The organism is Brachybacterium sp. AOP25-B2-12 (genome assembly GCF_052378625.1).
GTDB lineage: Bacteria > Actinomycetota > Actinomycetes > Actinomycetales > Dermabacteraceae > Brachybacterium.
Map to the genome: position 1 here is coordinate 66,413 of NZ_JBQSXW010000007.1, position 21,081 is coordinate 87,493.

Annotated in this window: 20 protein-coding genes, 4 tRNA genes and 1 other annotated feature; of the genes, 15 read left to right on the forward strand and 9 right to left on the reverse strand. The window is 72.5% G+C overall.

The genetic code is table 11. The features are described 5' to 3' along the window. Nucleotides 1-57: 57 nt before the first annotated feature. Nucleotides 58-186, forward strand: a sequence feature (AL1L pseudoknot). Together ACT3TZ_RS07105 and ACT3TZ_RS07110 are read left to right on the forward strand one after the other, a co-directional pair. Further along, entirely contained in the window at nucleotides 100-1,026 is a 927-nt protein-coding gene (locus tag ACT3TZ_RS07105; RefSeq protein ID WP_444582705.1) for an IS3 family transposase, read from the forward strand. (Overlaps the previous feature by 87 nt.) Before the next feature lie 120 nt (nucleotides 1,027-1,146). Next, on the forward strand, nucleotides 1,147-1,650 hold the full coding sequence (locus tag ACT3TZ_RS07110; protein WP_444582706.1) for a hypothetical protein: 504 nt from the start codon (nucleotides 1,147-1,149) through the stop codon (nucleotides 1,648-1,650). Nucleotides 1,651-1,748: 98 nt separating this feature from the next. On the opposite strand, the gene ACT3TZ_RS07115 is transcribed toward ACT3TZ_RS07110, so the two are convergent. The 5 genes from ACT3TZ_RS07115 to ACT3TZ_RS07135 form a co-directional block, all read right to left on the reverse strand. Next, nucleotides 1,749-1,922, reverse strand: a complete 174-nt coding sequence (locus tag ACT3TZ_RS07115; RefSeq protein ID WP_444582707.1) for a hypothetical protein — start codon at nucleotides 1,920-1,922, stop codon at nucleotides 1,749-1,751. Nucleotides 1,923-1,939: 17 nt separating this feature from the next. Further along, a complete protein-coding gene (locus ACT3TZ_RS07120; RefSeq protein ID WP_444582708.1) occupies nucleotides 1,940-2,278 on the reverse strand; it encodes a hypothetical protein in 339 nt (112 codons plus the stop codon). Beyond that, nucleotides 2,271-2,492, reverse strand: a complete 222-nt coding sequence (locus ACT3TZ_RS07125) for a hypothetical protein (protein WP_444582709.1) — start codon at nucleotides 2,490-2,492, stop codon at nucleotides 2,271-2,273. The genes ACT3TZ_RS07120 and ACT3TZ_RS07125 overlap by 8 nt, the downstream gene beginning before the upstream one ends. 164 nt (nucleotides 2,493-2,656) lie before the next feature. Further along, nucleotides 2,657-2,729: transfer RNA gene (locus ACT3TZ_RS07130), tRNA-Thr, on the reverse strand. 89 nt (nucleotides 2,730-2,818) lie between these two features. After that, nucleotides 2,819-4,477, reverse strand: coding sequence for an alpha/beta hydrolase (locus tag ACT3TZ_RS07135; RefSeq protein WP_444582710.1), 1,659 nt, complete (start codon nucleotides 4,475-4,477; stop codon nucleotides 2,819-2,821). 1,012 nt (nucleotides 4,478-5,489) lie between these two features. Here ACT3TZ_RS07135 and ACT3TZ_RS07140 point away from each other — a divergent pair. Beyond that, entirely contained in the window at nucleotides 5,490-6,617 is a 1,128-nt protein-coding gene (locus ACT3TZ_RS07140) for a histidine kinase (protein WP_444582711.1), read from the forward strand. After that, entirely contained in the window at nucleotides 6,596-7,306 is a 711-nt protein-coding gene (locus ACT3TZ_RS07145) for a response regulator (RefSeq protein ID WP_444582712.1), read from the forward strand. Before ACT3TZ_RS07140 ends, ACT3TZ_RS07145 begins: the two co-directional genes overlap by 22 nt. A gap of 289 nt (nucleotides 7,307-7,595) precedes the next feature. Here ACT3TZ_RS07145 and ACT3TZ_RS07150 read toward each other — a convergent pair whose 3' ends face one another. Both ACT3TZ_RS07150 and ACT3TZ_RS07155 read right to left on the reverse strand, forming a co-directional pair. Next, nucleotides 7,596-7,829, reverse strand: a complete 234-nt coding sequence (locus ACT3TZ_RS07150; protein ID WP_444582713.1) for a hypothetical protein — start codon at nucleotides 7,827-7,829, stop codon at nucleotides 7,596-7,598. Between the two features lie 62 nt (nucleotides 7,830-7,891). Then, on the reverse strand, nucleotides 7,892-8,245 hold the full coding sequence (locus ACT3TZ_RS07155; RefSeq protein WP_444582714.1) for a metallopeptidase family protein: 354 nt from the start codon (nucleotides 8,243-8,245) through the stop codon (nucleotides 7,892-7,894). A gap of 333 nt (nucleotides 8,246-8,578) precedes the next feature. Here ACT3TZ_RS07155 and ACT3TZ_RS07160 point away from each other — a divergent pair. From ACT3TZ_RS07160 to ACT3TZ_RS07170, 3 genes are all read left to right on the forward strand, one after another. Next, nucleotides 8,579-8,651: transfer RNA gene (locus ACT3TZ_RS07160), tRNA-Glu, on the forward strand. A gap of 41 nt (nucleotides 8,652-8,692) precedes the next feature. Next, entirely contained in the window at nucleotides 8,693-9,835 is a 1,143-nt protein-coding gene (locus tag ACT3TZ_RS07165; RefSeq protein WP_444582715.1) for an acyltransferase family protein, read from the forward strand. A 226-nt stretch (nucleotides 9,836-10,061) separates the two neighbouring features. Then, nucleotides 10,062-10,135, forward strand: a tRNA-Asp gene (locus tag ACT3TZ_RS07170). A gap of 75 nt (nucleotides 10,136-10,210) precedes the next feature. Here ACT3TZ_RS07170 and ACT3TZ_RS07175 read toward each other — a convergent pair. Together ACT3TZ_RS07175 and ACT3TZ_RS07180 are read right to left on the reverse strand one after the other, a co-directional pair. Beyond that, a complete protein-coding gene (locus ACT3TZ_RS07175; RefSeq protein ID WP_444582716.1) occupies nucleotides 10,211-11,158 on the reverse strand; it encodes an NEW3 domain-containing protein in 948 nt (315 codons plus the stop codon). 92 nt (nucleotides 11,159-11,250) lie between these two features. Further along, the gene (locus tag ACT3TZ_RS07180; RefSeq protein ID WP_444582717.1) at nucleotides 11,251-12,672 is read right to left on the reverse strand and encodes a Gfo/Idh/MocA family protein; all 1,422 of its coding nucleotides are present in this window, start codon (nucleotides 12,670-12,672) and stop codon (nucleotides 11,251-11,253) included. A gap of 352 nt (nucleotides 12,673-13,024) precedes the next feature. Between ACT3TZ_RS07180 and ACT3TZ_RS07185 the strand changes: the two genes are divergently transcribed. From ACT3TZ_RS07185 to ACT3TZ_RS07220, 8 genes are all read left to right on the forward strand, one after another. Next, nucleotides 13,025-13,100: transfer RNA gene (locus ACT3TZ_RS07185), tRNA-Phe, on the forward strand. Nucleotides 13,101-13,243: 143 nt separating this feature from the next. Further along, entirely contained in the window at nucleotides 13,244-14,479 is a 1,236-nt protein-coding gene (locus ACT3TZ_RS07190; RefSeq protein WP_444582718.1) for an OmpA family protein, read from the forward strand. 14 nt (nucleotides 14,480-14,493) lie between these two features. Beyond that, a complete protein-coding gene (locus tag ACT3TZ_RS07195; protein ID WP_444582719.1) occupies nucleotides 14,494-15,186 on the forward strand; it encodes a DUF3060 domain-containing protein in 693 nt (230 codons plus the stop codon). Between the two features lie 4 nt (nucleotides 15,187-15,190). After that, nucleotides 15,191-15,910, forward strand: a complete 720-nt coding sequence (locus tag ACT3TZ_RS07200) for a response regulator (RefSeq protein WP_444582720.1) — start codon at nucleotides 15,191-15,193, stop codon at nucleotides 15,908-15,910. Next, nucleotides 15,907-16,839, forward strand: a complete 933-nt coding sequence (locus ACT3TZ_RS07205; protein ID WP_444582721.1) for a sensor histidine kinase — start codon at nucleotides 15,907-15,909, stop codon at nucleotides 16,837-16,839. The genes ACT3TZ_RS07200 and ACT3TZ_RS07205 overlap by 4 nt, the downstream gene beginning before the upstream one ends. 174 nt (nucleotides 16,840-17,013) lie before the next feature. After that, nucleotides 17,014-18,789, forward strand: a complete 1,776-nt coding sequence (locus ACT3TZ_RS07210; RefSeq protein WP_444582722.1) for a hypothetical protein — start codon at nucleotides 17,014-17,016, stop codon at nucleotides 18,787-18,789. A gap of 299 nt (nucleotides 18,790-19,088) precedes the next feature. Further along, nucleotides 19,089-20,018 carry a glycosyltransferase family 2 protein gene (locus ACT3TZ_RS07215; protein ID WP_444582723.1) on the forward strand — a complete coding sequence of 310 codons (930 nt, stop codon included), beginning with the start codon at nucleotides 19,089-19,091 and terminating at the stop codon, nucleotides 20,016-20,018. A 228-nt stretch (nucleotides 20,019-20,246) separates the two neighbouring features. Then, the gene (locus ACT3TZ_RS07220; RefSeq protein ID WP_444582724.1) at nucleotides 20,247-21,035 is read left to right on the forward strand and encodes a GOLPH3/VPS74 family protein; all 789 of its coding nucleotides are present in this window, start codon (nucleotides 20,247-20,249) and stop codon (nucleotides 21,033-21,035) included. The last annotated feature ends 46 nt before the right edge of the window (nucleotides 21,036-21,081 follow it).

Here is a 21,081-nt window from a genome sequence, read left to right on the forward strand (position 1 = left end):
GCTGGAGAAGGACGTGCGTGAGCCGCGCCGCGCGAACTCGATCCTGAGATCGGCCTCGGCTCTTCTCGCGGCGGAGCTCGACCGCCCACAGCGGTGATCGTGGAGTACATCGACCAGCACGAACACGAGTTCGGCGTCGAGCCGATCTGTCGGATGCTGACAGCAGCGGGCACGCAGATCGCGCCGAGCATGTACGACGCCTTCACGACACGTCCGCCCTCGAAGCGATCACTTCGCGATGAAGAACTGCTGGCCGAGATCGGCCGGGTCCACTCGGCGAACGTCGGCATCGACGGGGCGAAGACGGTCCACGCCCAGCTGCGCCGCGAGGGCGCCGTCGTCGCGCGCCGCACGGTCGAGCGGCTCCTGCGCGTCGCAGGGCTGCGCGGGATCAGCCGGCCCGAAGGCCCGCGCACCACGATCCCCCGCCGCGGCCCGGAATCCCATCTTGACCTGGTCGAGCGCGACGTCACTGCACCCGCTCCGAACCAGCTGCGGGTCGCAGGCATCCCCTCCTGCCGCACGTTCGCCGGCTGGCGGTATGCCGCGTCGGTCATCGACGTGGTCTCCCGCCGCGTGGTCGGCTGGCAGCTCTCGACGTCGCTGTGGACCGGCCTCACGCTGGACGCGCTCGAGATGGGCATCTGGACCCGCGATCACGCAGGCCAGGCCGTCACCGGTCTCACGCACCACGGCGACAAGGGCGTTCAAGACGTCGCCATCAGCTACACCGAGCGCCGTGCCGAGGCCGGGACGATCGCGGCGGTCGGCTCCACCGGCGACCCGTACGACGACGCCCTGGCCGAGGCTTTCCACGCACCGTGCACAGCCGAACTGGTCCGCCACCACGGACCCTGGAAGAACATTGACGACCTCGAGATCGCGGCCGCCGAATACATCGACTGGTTCGACCACCGGCGAATGCACGGTGAGATCGGCATGATCCCGCCCGTCGAGCTCGAGGACACCTACCATCACAACCACCCCGCACCGGCACCCGCCGACGCGGCCCTTGCGAGCCTCTAACAAACCCGGGGCGATTCAGTCATCGCGTCGGCTGCCGTACCGGCGTTTGCGGTGTCCCCTGTTGCGTGCCCGGCCATGCCGACGGGGAGCGCCTGGGTACGCTCTCAGTCGGGGACCCTGTTGACTGCGAATGAACGGTGGGAGAACGGTCGGCTGGTTTTCTTCACCGACGCCAATCAGAGCACGGGCACACACACCGTCACGTACACGACAACAGTGCAGGTCGTCGCGGGCACCACCTACACACTGAGCTTCCTCCTGCAGGCCGCGCCGGGGTACAACACCTCGACTGTCACGGACTGCGGGCACGTCACGACCAACCTCGACGTGACCGCGACCAACGGGGGCAAGACCACGAATCTGCTGTCAGCAACGAGCAACAAGGCGGGCAGTGGGAGCCGCGTCATCGTCGCACCGCCAGAGCAGTGCACGCCCTTCGGGAGCGCCACTTCGAACTTCGGCAGCCAGGAAGCTGTCAACGAGACCACGACTCAGTCGGGCTCGGTGACCCCGACGGTCACGGGAGCGATGACCCTGCAGATCGTTTTCACGGTCCTTCCGGCGACCCGAGGGAACAACGACGACTGGCGGATCACTCCCACGTTCTCGGCCTGCTCACGCTGAGGCCCGACCGCACCCCGACGACCGCCGGGCCCGCGCCTCTCAGCGCACAGCGAAGCGCCCCACTCCCCTCCGGGAGGGTGGGGGGCGCATTCGTGCGTCTACGGACGCTCGTCCACCTTCTGAGCGCGGTCTGCCTCGTGTCGGCGCAGTGCCGAGATCGTCGCTGATCGCACCACCAGCCACTGCACGCCCAGCCCGATGAGCGTGAACGGCAGCCAGATCGGCAGCCAGATCATGAACGTGTCGAAGATGGTGTGGCCGACTTGAGTCATGACCGGAACCTAGCACCTCACCGCCCGTCGACCCGGATCATCTCGCCCACCCAATCCCGGTCCGAGGCCCGGTCCTGCACCTTCGCGCCCCGAAGCTGGACGTGGCCGAGCATCCACTCGCGGACGTGCTGCTGAAGCCGCACCTCCCGGTCCAGCCACTCCTCGAGGACCAGGACCAGACGGGCGTCCGGGGTGTCAAGCCGTACCGTGTCTGCGGCCATGTCCGGGTCGCGGCGTGCCGGCGTGAACACCACCGGGGTCGCCACGCTGACGGACACCTGGTATCGGACCACCTCGGTGGACACCACGTTCTCGAGGCGGGCGAAGACGATGAAACGGAGCTCGTCGTCAGTCACGAGGCCACTGCCCGTGGTCCTGCGAGCCTTCGTCGAAGTCCTGCAGGTGCCGGTCCTCGAACGCCGCGACGACGGACACCTGGATGCGGGCGCCGTCGACCCAGCGGGTCTCCACAGCACGGTCCGCAGGCGTGAGGTGCCCGCGCGCGATCGCGGCAGCAGTCCGCTGGTCGAGCTCACGCTGCAGGGCGAACCAGGTGTCTCCGATGTCCATGCCGGGAGTGTGCGGGGGTGGGCCGACAGACGAATCATCAGATCGCCTCCCCAAGGAGGCCGGGCGATCATGCAGGTCCAGATGTGTGCATGCCGGTCACCACGCCGTGAAACCCAAACCGCCCCTCGCCTCGTTCATCGAGGTGAGGGGCAGTTTTCGTGCGGAGCCGCCTGCCGGAATCGAACCGGCGACCTATTCATTACGAGTGAATCGCTCTACCGACTGAGCTAAGGCGGCGCGCCCTCATCCGGGGCGAGGCCCGGACGGACCGGATCACTCTACGAGAGCATCCGCCCCGAGCGCAAAACGCGCGGGTGAGTGCCTGATCACGTGCACTTCAGGTCCGCAGGAGGCGGCGTCCCGTCCACGAGGTACGCCTCCACCGCGCTCTCGACGCACCCACCCGACCGGCCGTATGCGGTGTGCCCGTCGCCGTCGAAGGTGATGAGCGTCGAGTTGTCGAGCTGCTCGGCGAGCGACTGGGCCCAGACGTACGGGGTGGCTGGATCGTGCGTCGTCCCGATCACGACGATCAGGCCGCTGCCCTTGGCGGCGATCGGGCCGGGCTTCCGCACCGGCCCGTCCGGCCAGATGCCGCACGACAGGCCCGAATAGCCCATCGAGGGGCCGAAGGTCGGGTACTCCTCGGCCAGACGCTCGGACTCCGTCCGCATCCAGGCCTCGTCCTCGACGGCCGGGTGGTCCAGGCAGTTGACGGCCGTGATCGAGAACAGCCCGTTGCCCTTGTAGTGCCCGGAGTCGTCGCGGTCGTTGGCGAGATCGTTCATGTAGAGCAGCTGCGAGCCGTCGCCGTTCATGCCTGCCGTCAGGGCACGGGCCAGGAACGACCAGGACTCGTCGTTGTACATGGCCATCAGCACCCCGGAGCGTGCCATCGCACCGGTGAGCGGGCGGGCCTGATCCCCGCTGCCCAGGGGTGTCGCGTCGACCGAGGCGAAGAAGTCGCGGATCTGCTGGACGCCCTGGTCCGCGTCCCCCTTGAGCGGGCAAGTGCTCGCGCCCTGGTCGATGCACCACTGGGAGAACCGGTGGACGGCGTCCTCGAAGCCCGCCGCCTGCCCGGCGCTGAGCTCGTCGCCGGTGATCTTGGGGTCCAGCGCTCCGTCGAGCACGAAGCGGCCGGTGCGCTCGGGGTACAGCTCGGCGTAGGTCGCACCGAGGTAGGTGCCGTAGCTGAAGCCGAGGTAGTCGAGCTTCTCGGAGCCGACCGCCGCGCGCATGACGTCCAGGTCGCGCACCGCGGACTCGGTGTCCATGTAGGGCAGGAGGTCCGCGGAGTTCTGCTGGCAGGAGTCGGCGACCCGCTGCAGCCACTCCTTGCCGTCGGCCAGGCCCTGCGTCGTGTTCAGATCGAACGTCGCCGAGACGTACTGATCGGTCTGCGCGTCGTCCAGGCAGCGGATCCCGTCCGACCCGGCCACGCCCCGCGGGTCGAAGCCCACGAGGTCGTACTTGGCGCGCACGTCCTTGCCCACGGTCATCGCTCCGCCGTCCCCGACGAACTCCACGCCGCTGCCCCCGGGGCCGCCGGGGTTCATGAACAGGGTGCCCTCGGAGCGGCCGGTGGCCGGCAGCTTCAGCAGCGCGAGCGAGACGTCGCCCTGGCCCGGATCGTTCCAGACTCTGGGGACCGTGAGGGTCGCGCAGTCCGCCCCGTGGTAGTCCCCGCAGTCCTTCCAGTCGAGCTTCTGGGAGTAGTACTGCGCGTAGGCGGGCAGGGTCGCCGGGTCGCCGTCGAGCGCGGCTCCGGACGTGCCGATCTTGGGCAGCGCACCCCCCGATGCGGTACCCGCGCTCGCCCCACCATCCGATGCGGCGGACCCCGACGACGTCGGATCCGCCGTGCTGCCGCCCGGGCCGCCGAACAGGGAGCACCCCGAGGCGATCAGCGACACGGCGGCGACGACCACCGCGATACGTGCGGCCCGCGTACGGGGAGGTCGGCTCCGGGACGGTCGGGACATGCGCATGGACGCTCCTGAGGTCGGGGGACCGTGACGCACGGGGCGACCGGACTGAGCCGCCCATCCTAGGCGGCGCAGGTGGACGCGGCGGGGTCAGGCCCGGGTTGCGGGCGCGTGTGCGGAGGCTGTGGTGCCTGGATGGACGGGAGTGCGCAGCATCGGGACGATCCGGACACGCCTGGTCACCGGTGCGCCCCGGGGTGGTTCCGGTGGTCGGGCGCCGGTTCGCGCGCCTTCGCGACAACCCCGGGGTGTGCGCTGATGTGCCCGGCAGGGTCATGGCGCGCGGCGACCTTCCCGGCGATGTCCTGCCGCACCTCGCCTCTCATGCCCTGCCGTGTCATCCCGCCCGCCGGTAGGCCCGGCGATGTCCTGCCGCACCTCGCCGCTCATGCCCTGTTGTGCCTCTGTGCCGGTAGGCGACCAGTTCTTCGCCGCCTGCCGTTGCCCTCCTTCCCGTCCCGGCCGTGTCGTGTCGTCTCGTTGCTTGCGTCGGCGTGGCGTGCGGCGGCGCGGCGTGCACTCACCGGCGTCCTGTGCCAACAGGAGCGCACCGGTGCAGGGGTGAGGTCACGGGACGCCGGTGAGTGCACACGAGGGGCTGCCTTCCGCCTGACAGGGATGCCCTTGGCCCGGGACGTCCGCGAGCCCATTCCGGTCGGCCGAGGAGTCGTCGGCTCGGCCCCCAGCTTCCAGGCCGCACGTTCGCTCGGCTCGCCGGACCCCGAGCAGCACGTTCGTACGGGGTGCCGGACGTGGCTGTGCACTCACCGGCGTCCTGTGCCAACACGAGCGCACCGGTGCGGCCGCGATGTCACAGGGCACCGGTACGTGTACGCGAGGCTCGGCGCCACCTCGCGCCCGGTCCCGTCGCCGCCCCGTATCCGGCCCTGCCACCCTTCCCCACCCGGTGCCGGCGACCCGTCCTCGCCCGACCTCGTGCAGGGATCCCGCGGCCCGGGCGCCGCCGACCCGACGCTCGGCCCGAGACCCGTCTCGATAGGCTGGCGCCGTGGAGCAGCGGGCGGAGCCGAGCAGGCGGGTATGGCTGGAAGTCGTCCTGATCCTCGCCGTCGCCGCGGAGTCGACCCTCTCCTTCGTCTTCGCCCGCGATGGCCTGCAGGTGGCCCAGGGCGTGGTGGGTCTGGTCACCGGCCTCGCGCTGCTGCTGCGCCACCGGCACTGGCGCTGGCTGCTGCCGGTCATCCTCCTCAGCTCGGCGTTCAGCGGCTCCATCGTGAGCCTGCTCGTCCCCACCTATGGGCTCGCCGTGCGTACCCCGCGCCGCTGGGTGACCATCGTGGCGACGCTCGTCGCCGCGGCGTGCGCGCTGGTCCCGGTCCTGGCCGACGGCCGTCCCGACGTGCTGCTGTGGTCGGTCGTCGTGACCCTCGTGATCGGCACCACCGCGGTGCTCGGCATGTACGTCCGAGCCCGCCACCTGCTGCTGCAGGGCCTGTGGGACCGCGCCGAGGAGGCCGAGGCGCGGCGCGCCGACGCCCAGGAGGAGGCCCGCCGGGCCGAGCGCACCCGGATCGCCCGGGAGATGCACGACATCGTCGCCCACAAGATCTCGCTGGTGGCCCTGCAGGCGGGCGCCCTCGAGGTGAACCCGAACCTCGACCGCGAGAAGGTCGTCGAGTCCGCCGCGCTGATCCGGTCCACCGCCACCGATGCCCTCAACGAGCTGCGCGAGGTGCTCGGCGTGCTGCGGGGCGACGGGGAGGGCGCGCCGCTGGCGCCCCAGCCCACCTGGGACGACGTCCGGCGCCTGGTGACCACCTCGCAGGAGGCGGGGGTGCAGGTGGACCTCTTCGACTTCGTCGACGACAAGGTGCCCGACCAGCTGGCGCGCACCGCGTACCGGGTGGTCCAGGAGGGCCTGACCAACATCCACAAGCACGCCCGGCACACCGCCGCGCGGGTGGCGCTGATCGGCGAGCCCGGTGCGGACCTCGTGGTCGAGGTGAGTAACGTGCTCCCCAGGGGTTTCGAGACCGATCTGCCCGGTGCCCGCATGGGACTGTCCGGCATCGAGACCCGTGTGACCCATGCCGGGGGGACGATCACCTCCGGCCCGACCGATGACGGACGCTTCGCAGTGAAGGCGGTGATCCCATGGCCGAGCCCGGTGACGTGACGGGACGAGGTCCCGGCGGCACGATCCGCGTGGGCCTCGTGGACGACGACTCCCTCGTGCGCACAGGACTCTCGATGATCCTGGGAGCCGATCCCACGATCGACGTGGTGGGCGAGGCCGACGACGGCTCCCGCGCCGTCGAGCTCGTGCACCGGCATCGCCCCGACGTGCTGCTGATGGACGTGCGCATGCCGACGATGGACGGGATCACCGCGACGCGCGCGGTGACGGCCCTCGCGGAGAAGCCCTCGATCATCATGCTGACGACGTTCGACATGGACGAGTACGTGTTCACCGCGCTCGAGGCCGGCGCCAGCGGGTTCCTGCTCAAGGACACCCCACCCCAGCAGCTCATCGAGGCCGTGCACGTCGTCGCCCGCGGCGATGCGACGCTGTCCCCCGCGGTGACCAAGCGGATGCTCTCGCACTTCTCGCAGGCCAACCCCGGTCACGCGCCCGAGGCGCACCCCGGTCTGGGCAGCCTGACGGAGCGGGAGACGGAGGTGCTCGCGGCCGTCGGCGCGGGCCTGTCCAACGCGCAGATCGGGGCGCGCCTGTTCATGAGCGAGGCGACCGTCAAGGCGCACGTCTCGAAGATCTTCGCCAAGCTCGACTGCTCGAACCGCGTGCAGATCGCGATCATCGCCCATGAGGCCGGGCTGACGGGGACCGACAGCCCGTCGGGCTGACGGCCGTGCGGGCGGGTGCCGGCCACCGTTTCACGGGCGCATCCGGATTCGCCGAGCCAGGTTCCCAGGGGCGGGTCCGGATTCGCCGAGCCATGCCCCGAGGGGCGCGTCCAGGGTCACCGAAACAGGTCCCGACGGCCGCATCCGGGATCGCCGAAACAGGCCCAGAGGGGCGCGTTCAGGTTCTCCGAACCACGTCCGACGGGTCACGTCCTCGTCCCGGTGGGCGCGCCGCCACGGAGGACGGGTCGCCGTCAGGGACCGTGGCCCGAGCGGTCGTGCAGAGCACCTATGCCCTGGGAAGCCCCCCGTGCTCGTCACGCCCGCGCCGGACGCGGCCGCCTGCGGCGATCCCCGAGAACACGACGAAGATCCCGGTGCCGATCAGCGGGTGCGCGGAGAGGCCGCCGTCGAGCAGCGTCATGACGACGGTGTAGAGAACGCCTGCGATCGCGGCGTGGACGGCCGCGGCCGTCCAGGGCGATCGGAAGCGGGACGTGAGGCTCCAGTGCGGTACGGGCATCACCACATCGTGGCACCGTGGCCCGGTCCTGGCCAGCGTCGGTGCCCCGTCAGGGCGCCGGCTCAGCCCCAGCCGAGCTCGTGCAGGCGCTCCTCGGACATGCCGAACAGGTGGCCCAGCTCGTGCAGGACGGTCACGCGGATCTGCTGGACCAGGTGGGCCCGCGAGAGCGCCAGGCGCTGCAGAGGTCCGCGGAACACGAAGATCCGATCCGGCTCGGCGTAGCCGTCGAAGACGCTGCGGCGATCCAGCGGGATCCCCACGTACAGGCCGAGCAGGTGCTCGCCCGGGGGCGGCTCCTCCTCGACGAGGATCGCGACGTTGGCCTCGGCGATCGATCGGGCGATCTCCTCGGGCAGGGAGTCGAGGGCGTCGTCGACGGCCTCACCGAACTCCGCCGCGCTCATGTGGATCATCGGCCCATCGAAGCAGGCCCGCCTGAGGCCACGGTGGATCGGCGCGCCACGCACCGGCGACGCGTGGGATCCGGGCCCGCCATCCGCCGGACGCCCCCGATCCAGGTTGCATCGCGCCGTCTGCCGGACGCCCCCGAATCCGGGTGCATCGCGCGATCCGCCGGACCCTCCGGTCTCGGACGCACAGCGCCGCCCGCTGGCGCCCCGCTCCCCGATCCGCAGCACCGCCCGCCGGGCGTCCCCGGGTGTCGGATGCGCCGCACCCGCCGGGAACGCGGTGGCTCGACCGGCGGGGTGATCGGTATGCTTCCATCGCCCGGCAGGTCCGGGCGGGCCCCCATCGTCTAGCGGCCCAGGACACTGGCCTTTCACGCCGGCGACACGGGTTCGAATCCCGTTGGGGGTACGACGCAGGGGCGCACACGCGTCCCGCGCCCAGGAGACACGATGGCGGCAGACCCGCCCCGCGGACCGGCCCCCACCCTGGCCGAACGCCTCTCGACCGAGGACAACGCCCTGGGGACCCTGCGGGTGCTCCTCGCGGCCCTGGTCGTGCTGGGCCACGCCTTCCCACTGGGCGGGTTCGCCCCGCTGACCTGGGGACCCTTCACACACTCCGGCCTGCACGGACTGGCCGTCGACGGCTTCTTCGTGATCTCCGGATACCTGATCCTCGCCTCCGGTCGACGCATGCGCACCGGGCCCTTCCTGTGGCGACGCGCGCTGCGCATCTATCCCGGCTACCTCGTGGCGATCCTCGTCACCGCCTTCGCGGCGGCACCCCTGGGTGCCCTGCTGGAACCGGGCGCGCACTGGCAGGCGGGGTCGGCCGTGCAGTACGTCGTCGGCGCCCTGGACCTCAAGCCCTCCCAGGAGGGCGTCGAGGAGACCCTGCTCCAGGTGCCGTGGCCCAGCACCTGGAACGGTTCGCTGTGGACCCTGTTCTACGAGGTCGCGGCCTACGCGGGAATCGCCGCGCTGTGCGCGATCGGCCCCGTGCGGCGCCGGCTCCCCCGGATCGCGCCCCCGGTGACCGCCCTCCTCGTGGCCGCCTACGTCCTCGTGCCATCGGACGTGGTCACCACGGCGCTCCCCGAGCCTCTGGGCACGATCGCCGGCAACGGGCTGCGGCTGTGGACCTTCTTCGCGTGCGGCATGCTCCTGTGCCTGCTGGCCGATCGGCTGCGCCCCGGGCCCGTCGTCGCGATCGCAGCCGCAGCGGTCCTGCTCGTGACGGTGCACCTGACGGTGCTGCCGGGGGAGCTCTCTCGGCTGATCGTCGTGCCGGCCCTGACCATCACGGTCCTGTGGACCGGGGCGGTCGCACCCTGGCGCCTGGACCGCCACGGGGACCTCTCCTACGGCCTGTACATCTATGCCTTCCCCGTCCAGCAGCTCCTCGTCCTGGCAGGCATCACCCGCTGGGGGTGGGCGGTCACGGGGCTCGCCTGCCTGGCCTGCACGATCCCTCTGGCAGCCCTGTCGTGGCGCCTCGTCGAGAGACCCGCCCTGTCCTGGAAGCGCCTCGTCCCCGTCACCCCCCACGCGAGGCGATCGGTCGGCATCTCGACGGCACCCGGCGGCTCGTGACCCGCGGCGGGGCCGTCCGCAGTGCGGGAACGCATGGCACCGCCCCCTCGTGCCGGATCCTCCGCGCCGACCCGGCGTCCACCCCCAGCCCCGGACCGTCCGCGACCCGATGGACGCCGCAGGCGCCTGTGCGAGGTCTCTCACAGCGGAACCGGTCGGGAGCACGGCGGACATCCTGTAGAGTTTCGGAGGTCGGAAACGCGCGAGCGGGAACGGCACGAGAGATGGCCCTGTAGCTCAGTTGGTTAGAGTGCCGCCCTGTCACGGCGGAGGTCGCCGGTTCAAGCCCGGTCAGGGTCGCCCCTCACGAAGGCCCCGGAGCAGTTGCTCCGGGGCCTTCGTCGTGCGTCGGGTTCGACCCGGACGTCCCTCCTGTCAGCGGACCGCCTGCACGTCGAAGACGTGGATCCCGGCGTTCCCGGGCAGCTGGACCACCTTGACCCGCTTGCCCGCATCCAGGGGGATGCCGATGGCGAACAGCCGGTAGGTCGACTGCTGGTTGGCGAAGCCGCCCGGGGTGTTGCGGCCGGAGGTCTCGGCGACGATCTGGACCCCTGCGGGCGGCGTGCCGGTCCAGTTGGGCACCGTCACCGTCGCCGAGCTGGTCGTGCCGTCGGTGTAGAACACCGTGACCGTCCCGGACGCGCTCTGGCTCGAGCCCGAGACGAGCAGCGCCAGCGAGGACCCGGTGCCCGAGAAGGCGAACGCCTGGCCCTCGGCTCGCACGTTGTCCTTCTCGGTGGGGCCGAGATCGGGCCAGGTGAACGTCGCCCCGGCCCCGGTCAGCGTCCCGCCGCGGATCACGCCGGCACGCCCGAGCGCCTCGTCGGAGAACGAGTTGCGTGCTCCGTCGAAGTCGCCTGCGGCGCGCTCGGCGAGCGTCGTGGTGCCGACGTTGTTGCGCGCGGCGGCGAACGACGCCAGGGGCTCGCCCGAGGTGAGCACGCGCTGTCCCGTGAGCGCTCCCTGCCCGTCACCGCCGCCGTAGGTGATGTCCGCGGTGAAGACGTACGAGCGGAAGCCGGCGCGCAGCGTGGGCACACGGACGTCGAACGTGCTGGTCACCCCCTCCCCCGGCGCGATCACCGCATCGAGGGCGATCCGCTCGGGACTCGTCGTCCACCCGGCCGGGCCCTTGAGCGCGATGCTCGTGCCGGTCATGGGCTCGCGGGAGGAGTTGGTGACGGTCACCGACAACGTCTGGATCGAGTCCTGGTCGTCCAGGTCCAGCAGGGACACCTGCGCGGAGATCTGACGGGGCCCGGTCGTCGCGGCGAGGCCCGGGACCGCCATCGACAGGACGACCGCGAGGGCCAGTGCCATCGCGCCGGAAAGACGGAGAACGATCGCCGGAGCTCCCCGGGCCGTACGGTGCGATGCGGCTGCGGTGGGGCCGGCGGGCCGGAGGTGAGTCATCACGGCATCTCTTCCTGCTTCGAATCGATCCCCTGGCGCAGCTCGCGCCAGCGGCCGCGGGTGAAGTCCGGGAACTCCAGGACCGCCCCGCCCTGCCTGAGCGACTCCTCGCTGAGGGGCACCGGGGCGCACCATGTCGCGGAGTCGTACACGTCGATGTCCGGGACGAGCCCCAGGCGGATCGCCTGCACGGTCCGCCACTGGAGCAGGTAGTCGATGCCGCCGTGCCCGCCGCTGGCCACCGCCTCCTCCCCGGCGGTCGTCCACAGCCAGTGGTCGAACTCGGAGCCGAACGCGTCGAAGGGACGCCACTGGTCGTCCGAGTGGTCGGGCTCGACGTAGACCCGCGCACCGCTCGACCGGACCGGGACGTAGTCCTCGAAGAGCCCACGGGTGCCGCTGAGGGAGTTGATCCGACTGTAGGGTCGCGGCGAGGACACGTCGTGCTCGGTCCGGACCACCCGTCCCCTCTCGGTGTCGTGCAGACAGGTGACGAGGTCGCCGCACACGTAGGTCTCGGACCAGGACGGGTGCCCGCGGGGCACGAATCGCTCGCGGTAGTCCGCGAGAGCCTTGGGAGCCGTGGCCGTGGCGCGGATCGTCGTGATCCGGTCGCCGCGGTTGATGTCGAGGGCGTTGGCGATCGGCCCCAGACCGTGCATAGCGTAGAACGACCGGTTGTGGGTGGTGTGCCAGCGTCGGCGCCAGTGGTCCGTGTAGGCGCTCTCGTCGAACAGCAGCTTCCGCAGATCGTGGAGATAGCCGCCGTGACCGTTGGTGACGTCGCCGAACAGGCCCGCGTGGGAGGCACGCGCCATCGCCAGCTCGTTGCGCCCGTAGCAGGTGTTCTCCGACAGCAGCAGGTGGTTGCGGGTGTCCTCGACCGTCCTGACCAGGTCCCACAGCTCGTCGATCTCGGTCGCCACGGGCAGCTCCACGATCGCGTTGGCACCGGCCAGCAGGGCGGCCTTGCCCTGGGCGTGGTGGAACTCCCAGGGAGTGGCGACGTAGACGAGGTCGAGCTCGACCTCGTCGAGCATGCGCTGGAACGCCGTGTCGTCGCCGCGGTACTCCCGCGGACGCGCGTGGCCCGCCCCGGCGAGGCTGTCGGCGACGCGCGTGGCGCGATCGGCGCGGATGTCGCAGACGGCGTCGACGGTGGCGCCGGGGATCGTCGCCCATCCCGAGGCCATCGACCCGCCGCGCTGCCCGAGGCCGATCAGCCCGATCCGGACGGTGTCGCGCTGGGCGAAGGGCACGCCGAGCATCGATGCGGGACCCGGGAGCGGCGAGCCGCCGGTCAGCGGAGCGGATCCCGCGGCCGCCGCTCCGGTGGCGCCAGCGGCGGCCGCGACCGTGAGCCCTGCGAGGCCCGCACCTCCGAGCAGAGTGCGGCGGGAAGGCGTGGGGATGTCGGGCATGCGGTCACCTCTGAGGGAGTGATGGAGAGGCCGACGCGACGGCGCCGGTCGAGGGGAGGGGGAACCTCGCCGCGTCCGCGAGGGCGCGAAGAGGAGGTCGGGCGACGATGCCGTCGCCCCCGTTGCGCGGGAATCCTCGCCGAGGAATGTGACCACGGTCTTATCGGACCCCTGAGGTGTCAACCGATTCACACCTGAATCCCGGAGCCGCGATCGGCCCGACGTGGGTGCTGGACATCGCCCGACGACCCGGAGTCGCCCCTCGCGTGGTCTCGCTCTCAGTGCCCCGTCCCGAGTGGAGGGACCCTCCCCGCGCCTGATAGCGTCTCCTCTCGATCGCTTCTGCGATCACGGCTCTGTAGCTCAGTTGGTAGAGCGTTCGACTGAAAATCGAAAGGTCACCGGATCGACGCCGGTCGGAGCCACCACAACGAAGCCCCCTGGTCACCCAGGGGGCTTCGTGCATCCCGGGCGGCATCGATCCCCCTGCGAGCCCCATGTCGCAGAGCTGCGACAGCACTGCGACACGACGGCCACCACCTCGCGGCGAGGCTCCCCTAATCTCATCCCCATGAGCACCTTCAGCCGCCGTGCGGTCCTGACCGCCGGGGTCGTCACCGGGACCGGAGCCCTTGCCGCGTGCGGCACCACCGGATCGGTCCGCACCCCCTCCGCCACCACTGCCCCCTCCCCCACCGCCGCCTCGACCGCGGTCCCGTCCAGCAGCGCACCGGCCACGCCGAGCGCACCCGCCGTCCCGGTGGTCCCGGGCTACGACGTGGGGGTCTTCCCCGAGATCCCCCTGTTCGAGCTGCCCGACATCTCCCTCCTGGACGACTCGCTCTCCCCTTTCACCTCCACGGTGCGCACCGCGATCCCCGCGACGCCCGGCATCGCGGTGCACCCCGCCGGGTGCGGCGAGCGCACGGAGCGCACCGACGGGTCCCGCAGCATGCTCCTGTACGGCGACGGCTCCGGGACCGTCACCTCCTCCGAGGGCACCGTCACCAACTACGGGGACGGCTCGGGCACGTTCACCATCGACGGCGTCGAGGTCACCGTGTACGGGGACGGCTCCGGCAGCTACGAGAACGGCGACGTGTCGATCCGCAACTACGGCGACGGCTCCGGCATGATCCGGATCGGCGATGTCACCACGAGCGTCTACGGCGACGGCTCCGCCTCCCGCAGCGGCGGCGGGATCGACCACAGCAACTACGGGGACGGCTCCGGCGTCTGCACCGACACCGCCGCCGGCGTCTCCATCACCAACTACGGCGACGGCTCCGGCGCCTACACAGACTCCGCGCGCGGCCTGCAGATCAGCAACTACGGAGACGGCACGGGCGTCGTCAACGGCACGCGGGTCGAGGCCGAGGCTCTCCCCCCGATCCCGACCGTCGGCAGCTTCCCCCCGATGCAGGCGCTCGCGCCGATGGAGTCCTGCGGGACCACCATCACGCTGCAGGACGGGGTGCTGTTCGACTTCGGCCTGGACACGATCCGCCCCGATGCCGCCGGCGTGCTCGACTCCCTGGCCGCGGCCCTCACGCAGCTCGCCGTGCCCGCGGCGGAGATCGGCGGGCACACCGACGCGATCGGCAGCGACGAGTTCAACCAGGACCTCTCCGAGCGCCGGGCGGCCTCCGTGGTCGCGGCCCTGCAGCAGCGGGGCGTCGGCGCCGCCCTGACGCCCGTCGGCTACGGCGAATCCGTGCCGGTGGCACCCAACGACCTGGGCGGTGTCGACAACCCCGCGGGTCGTCAGCAGAACCGTCGTGTCGAGATCTTCGTCCCCACCTTCTGACCCAGGAGATTCCCATGGCCCCGCACCTGCACACCGCCACGTCCACCTCCGCCCCACCGCCCGCGCCGGCCCGCCCGCGCACCTCGGTGCTGCGCGCCCTGGCCCTCGCGGCGGCGACACCGCTGCTCCTGGGCGGATGCGCGATCGGCTACCAGGGCTCGTCCGACGACGGCGAGGACACGTCCACCTCCAGCACTCCGACCGGGTCCGGGCCCGGAAGCTCCTCTCCGGGCCCGACCGGCACCCCGAGCACGGGCCCCACGACGACGGACGGGACCGACAGCGATCCCGCGCCGGGATCGACCGCCACCCAGCCCCCCAACCAGGGCGAGCGCCGGGACCCGCAGGACTCGGCGGGGATCACCACGCCTCAGCCCGCGCAGGGGGCCACCCCTGCGTCGTGGGCCGAGTACGCCGACACGGCCTCGACGGTGACGTGCCCCGGCGGCACCCTGGACGTCGCCGAGACCGGCACCGTGATCCACGTGGCGGACTCGTGCATCGAGGTATCGATCTCCGCCGATGCCTCCGTGGTCCTCATCGACTCTGCGGAGACCGTCACGGTCCTGGGCCAGGGCAACGTCGTCTCGGTCGTCGCGACGGGCCGGATCGACGTCGGGGGCGCGGCCAACGTCGTCGAGTGGGCCGGCGGGAACCCCCAGGTCGCGGACCGCGGCGTGGGCAACACCGTGCATCCCGCATCATGACGTCATGACCGCGAGCGACCGGCCCCGCGTCCTCCTCGTCGACGACGAGGAGGCGATCACCGCGACCCTGGCCCCTTTCCTCGAACGCTGCGGTTTCGAGGTCGAGGTCGCGGCCGACGGCGCCCGGGCGCTCGCCGCCCACGCCGCACGCCGCCCGGACATCGTGGTGACCGACGTGATGATGCCCCTGCTCGACGGCCGGGAGCTGGTGCGCCGCCTGCGCACCGCCCAGGAGTGGACCCCGGTGATCCTGCTGACGCGGATCGCCGAGTCCTTCGAGCGGACCGCCGCCCTGGAGGAGGGGGCCGACGACTATCTGGGCAAGCCCTTCGAGCCGCCCGAGCTCGTGGCCCGGATCCGTGCCGTGCTGCGCCGCAGCGCCGGGCAGGCGCGCCCGCTGGCGGCGATGGCCGAGCTCACCGGCGGAGGCGTCACCCTCTCCCGTCTGGCGCGCACGGTCCACCTCGACGGCGTCCCCGTCGACCTGACGCCCAAGGCCTTCGCCCTTCTCGAACACCTCATGCTGGTGCCGCAGGAGGCGCACAGCCGGGAATCGCTGCTCGAGACCGTCTGGGGCTTCGACCTCGCGATCCCCACGCGTGCCGTCGACCACCGCATCGCGGAGCTGCGCCGCGCGCTCGGCGACGACGCCTCGGCACCCCGGCACGTCGAGACCGTGCAGGGCCTGGGCTATCGCTTCGTGCCCCAGGTCCGCGGGGCATGACCGTGCGCGCGGCGACCCGGGCCGCCGCGGTCGCGGCACCCCTGCTGGTCCTGGGCACCGCGGCCCTGGTGCTCGCCGTGACGGGCTTCGAGGGATCGGTGCTGCTGACCATCCCCGTGCCCACGCTGCTGGCCACGGTCGGGGCCGTGGGCACCGCGGCGGTGCTCGCCGTGGCCGTGGTGCGCCCCCGGGCGCGAGCGCGGCGACGACGAGAGCGGGACGAGGCCGCCGAGGTGGCGACCGCGCGCGAGCGGTCCGCGCACCGGCGGTTCCTGCAGCGCCTGGACCACGAGCTGAAGAACCCGGTGACCGCGATCCGTTCCGCGCTGGCCGCGGGAGACCCGGTCCCGGCCCGGAACGTCCGGATCGCCGCCGGACAGGCCCGGCGGGTCGGGGACCTCGTCGGGCAGCTGCGCGCGCTCTCCTCGCTCGAGACCCGTGAGCTCGAGCGCCTGCCGGTCGAACTCGGCCCCTTGGTCGAGGAGGAGGTGGCCGCGCTGCGGGAGGAGCTCGCCGCACGCGGCGCCCGCCGCGAGCTGCGCACCGTCCTGCCCACGGTCCCCTGGCCCCTCCCACCGGTCCTCGGGGACGGCGACCTGCTGCGTGTCATGCTCCGGAACCTCCTGGTCAACGCGGTGAAGTACGCGGACGACGGCTCCGCGGTGGAGGTCCGGGGATCCGAGGCCCGCGGGCGCGTGGAGCTCGAGGTCGCCGACACCGGCTGGGGGATCCGCGCCGAGGACCTCCCCCACGTCTGGGAAGAGCTGTGGCGCTCGACGGACGCCCGCACCGTCGACGGGACGGGGCTGGGGCTCAACCTCGTGCGGGTCATCGCCGTGCGCCACGGCGGCGACGTGGAGCTCGGCTCCGTGCACGGCCGGGGGACCCGGGTCCGCGTCACCCTGCCCGCCTCCACGCCCGGTCGCTGAGCCCTGCTCCGGGACCCCGGGACCGAAGACCACGGGACCACAAGACCCCGTGACCCCAGGACCGTGTGGCCCCAGGACCACGCGGCCACGGGAACCGCGATCGCCATGCTCCGCACACGACGCACCATGTCCGAAGTGTTGTCATATGTCGGAAACTGGCGGTAGGTTCCCGCCATGGCCGACACCGCCACCCTCCCCACTTCCCTCGTCGAGGCCGCCGACGACCTCCTCCCCCGAATCCTCGCCGAGAGCCGGACGGCCCCCGTCGTCCTCTACGTCTCGACCGCGAAGAACCCGTCGTGCGCCCCGTACACCCCCCTCGTCCACGCCTACGCCCGTTCCCGCCCGAGCCTGAGCACCTACCACGTCGACGGCGACGCCGCCGTGGCCGTGCTCGAGCAGTTCGAGGTGGGCGCCTACCCCACGACGCTCGTGATCCGTAACGGCACCGTCGCCTGGCTGTGGGAGCAGCCCCTGGGCGCCGAGGACCTCGCCACGACGCTCGACCGGGTGTGCGCCGGGCTCTCCGAGGACGCGGGCGCCTTCCCCGCCCGGCACACGGCTCCCGCCCCGGGGCGGACCGGACCGACCTCGGGACGCCGCGAGACCCGTGAGGCCGTCGGCGACCCGGCACCCGCCGCAGGCCCCGGTGAGCCCGCGGCGGCGGGCGCCGGCATCCCCTCGTTCACCGTCCCCCGCCTGCCGCGCGGCTGCACCATCGACGCGCAGGGATCCGACGGGACCGAGCGCCGTGCTCGCCGCGGTGACCTGATCGCCGCGATCCCGGGCCGGCGGCGCACTCTCACGGCCGTCGCGGACCTGCTGCAGGACCCGGAGCCGCCCACCGCCTGGATGCGGTCGCTGCCCCGGGAAGTCCCCTGGACCAGGGTGGCCCTCACAGGACGTTCGATGGCGCTGCGCACCTTCGGTCCGCTGATCGGCCTGCAGATCCGCGAGCTGCACGTGTCCGTGTCCGAGCCCCTGTCGGTCGAGGCGCTGCGGGCCATCGGGAGCATCGCGCCGACGTCCCTGCGGCTCTCGGCGCCGATGGGCACCGAGGCCGTCCGGGCGATGCTCCCGGGGATCCGCGTCAACGGGGCTCTGGGCACGGGCGCGGTGCCCGCCGTCGGCGCACCCCGTCCTCCGGCGGGAGGATGGCGTCCCCCCGACCAGCTGCTGTCCCTGTGCGCGCGCGGCGGCCGGTTCGTCACGCTGGTCAGCCCCCAGCACCCCGGGGGAAGCGACGTGGGACCCCTCTGGGACGCGGTCGTGGCACGCGGCGCGCGACCCGCGATCGCCGTCAGCGTCCACCGGGACGCCGCGCTCATCAGGCATCTCGCGCTCTCGGACACCCCGCCGGTGATCTTCGGGATCGACGAGGGTCTGCCCCGATGGCGGTTCGAGCTCGGGGCGCACGACGATCCCGAGGTGCTCGCCGCACGCATCGAGGCCGCGTGGCGCGAGTCCCCCGAGGCCACCCCGGATCCCCTCCCGCAGCTGCGGGCGGAGATCCCGCGACGGGCCACCCCGCCGCGATCGAGCGCGGTGCACGCCGAGCTCGTCGCGCCGGACGACGTCGGGGGCGTCCGCTGGGTCGGCGGTGCGCGCGCGGTGCGGGTCCCGGCGGGCTGGGGTCTGCGCGCGCGGGTCCAGTTCGTGCCGGGGCGTCCGTTCGTGGCCGACCCGCTGATCGCCCTGCAGCCCGACGCGGTCCGCATCCATCTTCCGCCACGGGCGTTCGGGCTCGACCTGCGTCCGCTCGTCGAGGTCGCGAGCCTGCGTGCGCTCACCCTGGTCGGGGACGGCCACGCCGAGGGGCTCGGCGACCTCCTCGCGCGGCACCGGGGCATCGTCTCCGTGCGCGTCGACGCGAGGGCCCCGGCGCTGCGCCGCGAGGTGCCCGTGTCCGTACCGCTGCTCGACGGGGCCTGGGGAGCGGCGCGGCGCTGATTCCGACGGCCGGGGCACCTGCGAGGCTGGGTCCGGGGAACCCGGGCCTGCTTCTGGGGCGACACCGGGGCCGATGCTGAGAACGGCCGTTCCGGGTGCCGGTATTCTCCCGTTCGTGTCCGCACGACCGACGACGCCACGGCGTCGCTCGGAGGACCATCCGACGACGACCCGGACCCACCGGCGACGTGCGCGCGCGGCGGGGCCGCGGTGCGCCGCGCCCGCGGGTCCCGACGATGGGAGTGCAGCCCCGTGGAACGACCGACGATCCCGGGATCGCCGTAACCGCACGGCCCGTCGTGCCGCACGACGTCCTCGTCGTGATCCCGTCCATCAGCGCATCGCAGGTGCGGTCCTCCCTGCCCTGGATCCGGGAGCTCGAGGACCTCGGCCTCCGCGTGCGCGTGGTGGCCAACTCGCGGTCCCTGGCCACCTCCGACGTCGACGTGCACCTCGTGGACACCGGCGAGAACCCCGGGTTCTCCGCCTCGATCCTGCGGGCGGTCCGCGACGAGTCGGACTGGTCGTGGCTCGTCATCGCCAACGACGATCTGCAGGTGGGTGCGGCGGACATCGACGCGCTGTGGGACACGCTCTCCGGGCACGCCCCGGTGGACGGACCCTCCGTGGTGCTGTTCGACCCCGAGCCCCCGCGCAGGATCCCCGACGTCCGCGCCGTCCTGGGCATGCTCTCGCTGGTGTCGAACGTGGGCGAGACCCTCGCGCGTCAGATGCCCGGACGACTCCTCGGGCGACGGGATCGGTCACGCGGCACGGGCGACACCCCGGCCCGGGGCGCCGCCCCCTTCTACAAGGCCTTCAACCTCGTCGCGATCTCGCGCGAGGCCTGGGAGCTCGTGGGCGGCCTCGATCCGCGGCTCGTGTTCTGCTACGAGGACGCGGACTTCGTGCGGCGATACACCGCTGCCTCGGGTCTCCTGCCGCGCGTGCGCGCCCTGGACGTTCGGGGCGAGCGCTCGGCCTCGACCCGCCGTCACATCGAGAGCGTCCTGCCGGTGATCGTGCACTCCGCCCGCGAGTACCTCCTGCTGCTGGGGATCCCGCGCCGACGTGCGGACCGGCTGATCGGTGCCGCCCTGTGCCTCCGGATCGGTCTGGCGCCGTTCTCCCATGCGCCCCTGCGGGCGCATCTGCGGGGCATCCGCCGCTCCCGGCACCTCCTGCGCACCGGCACCGTGCCGCGCCTCCCGGACTACGACAGCCTCTGAGCCGCTCCGGCCACCCCACCGCCGCACCCACGCACCCGAGCGTCCGAGCGTCCGAGCGTCCGAGCGTCCGAGCGTCCGACCATCAGAGCCCCGATGCCTCCGGGAGCCGATCGGACCGGCCCGCCCGACGATCGTCGGGTCGACGCCGCGCCCCCCAGCCGTCATGCTCGGAGGAGACCCCGGGGGGCGCGTGCTCCGCGGAACCCCACCTCCCACGGAAGGCCGACGATGACCGAGCACGACGCAGCCCCGGCACCCGACCCGGACGCGGCTCCGGAAGCGGGCACGGGCCCGGCCACCACGCCCGGCGGGGACGCGCCGGCACCGCTGGCCCGCACGACGCTCGCCGAGGACCTCCTGCTGGTGCTGTTCGACCCGGCATCCGGGACCATCGCGGGCGAGGGCACCCTGTTCTACTCCCTCGCCGGCGCCGTGCTCGCCGATCTCGCCGATCAGGACCTCGTGACCGTGGACCCGAAGCCCGGGCTCACGGGGCGGCGCGTCGCCGCCGTCGGCGACCTCGGCCCCGAGGATCCCCTGCTCCGGGGCGCCTGGGAACTCGTGGCCGCCAGACCCCGCGGCACCCAGACCTTCCTCGCGGAGGTCGGCCCGCGCCTGCGCGAGCCTGTCCTGGACCGCCTCGTCGGCCGCGGACACCTCGTGCGGGAGTCCGGCCGGGTGCTGGGCCTCATCCCCCGCACGACGCTGCGGCTCGGGGAGACCTCACGTCGTGCCGAGCTCGTCGACGAGCTGCGGGCCGTCCTCGTGGACGGCGCGGAGCCCGATGTCCGCGCCGCGGCGCTCGGGGCGCTCGTCTTCGCGAGCGGCAGCCTGCCCGTGCTGCACCGTGAGATCCCCTGGTCGGGCGCCGTGCACCGTCGGGGAACGGCGCTGGCGGCGGGTGATTGGGGCGCCGCGGCCGCCGACGCCGCGGTCCAGCGGACCGCCATGGCGATCGCCTCGGCGGGCGCGGCGATCGCCGTGTCCTCGGTGGCCTCGACGACCGCCGATTCCTGAGTCCTTCCGCACCGGAGACCTGCCACTCCTGAGGCCCGCAGCTCTC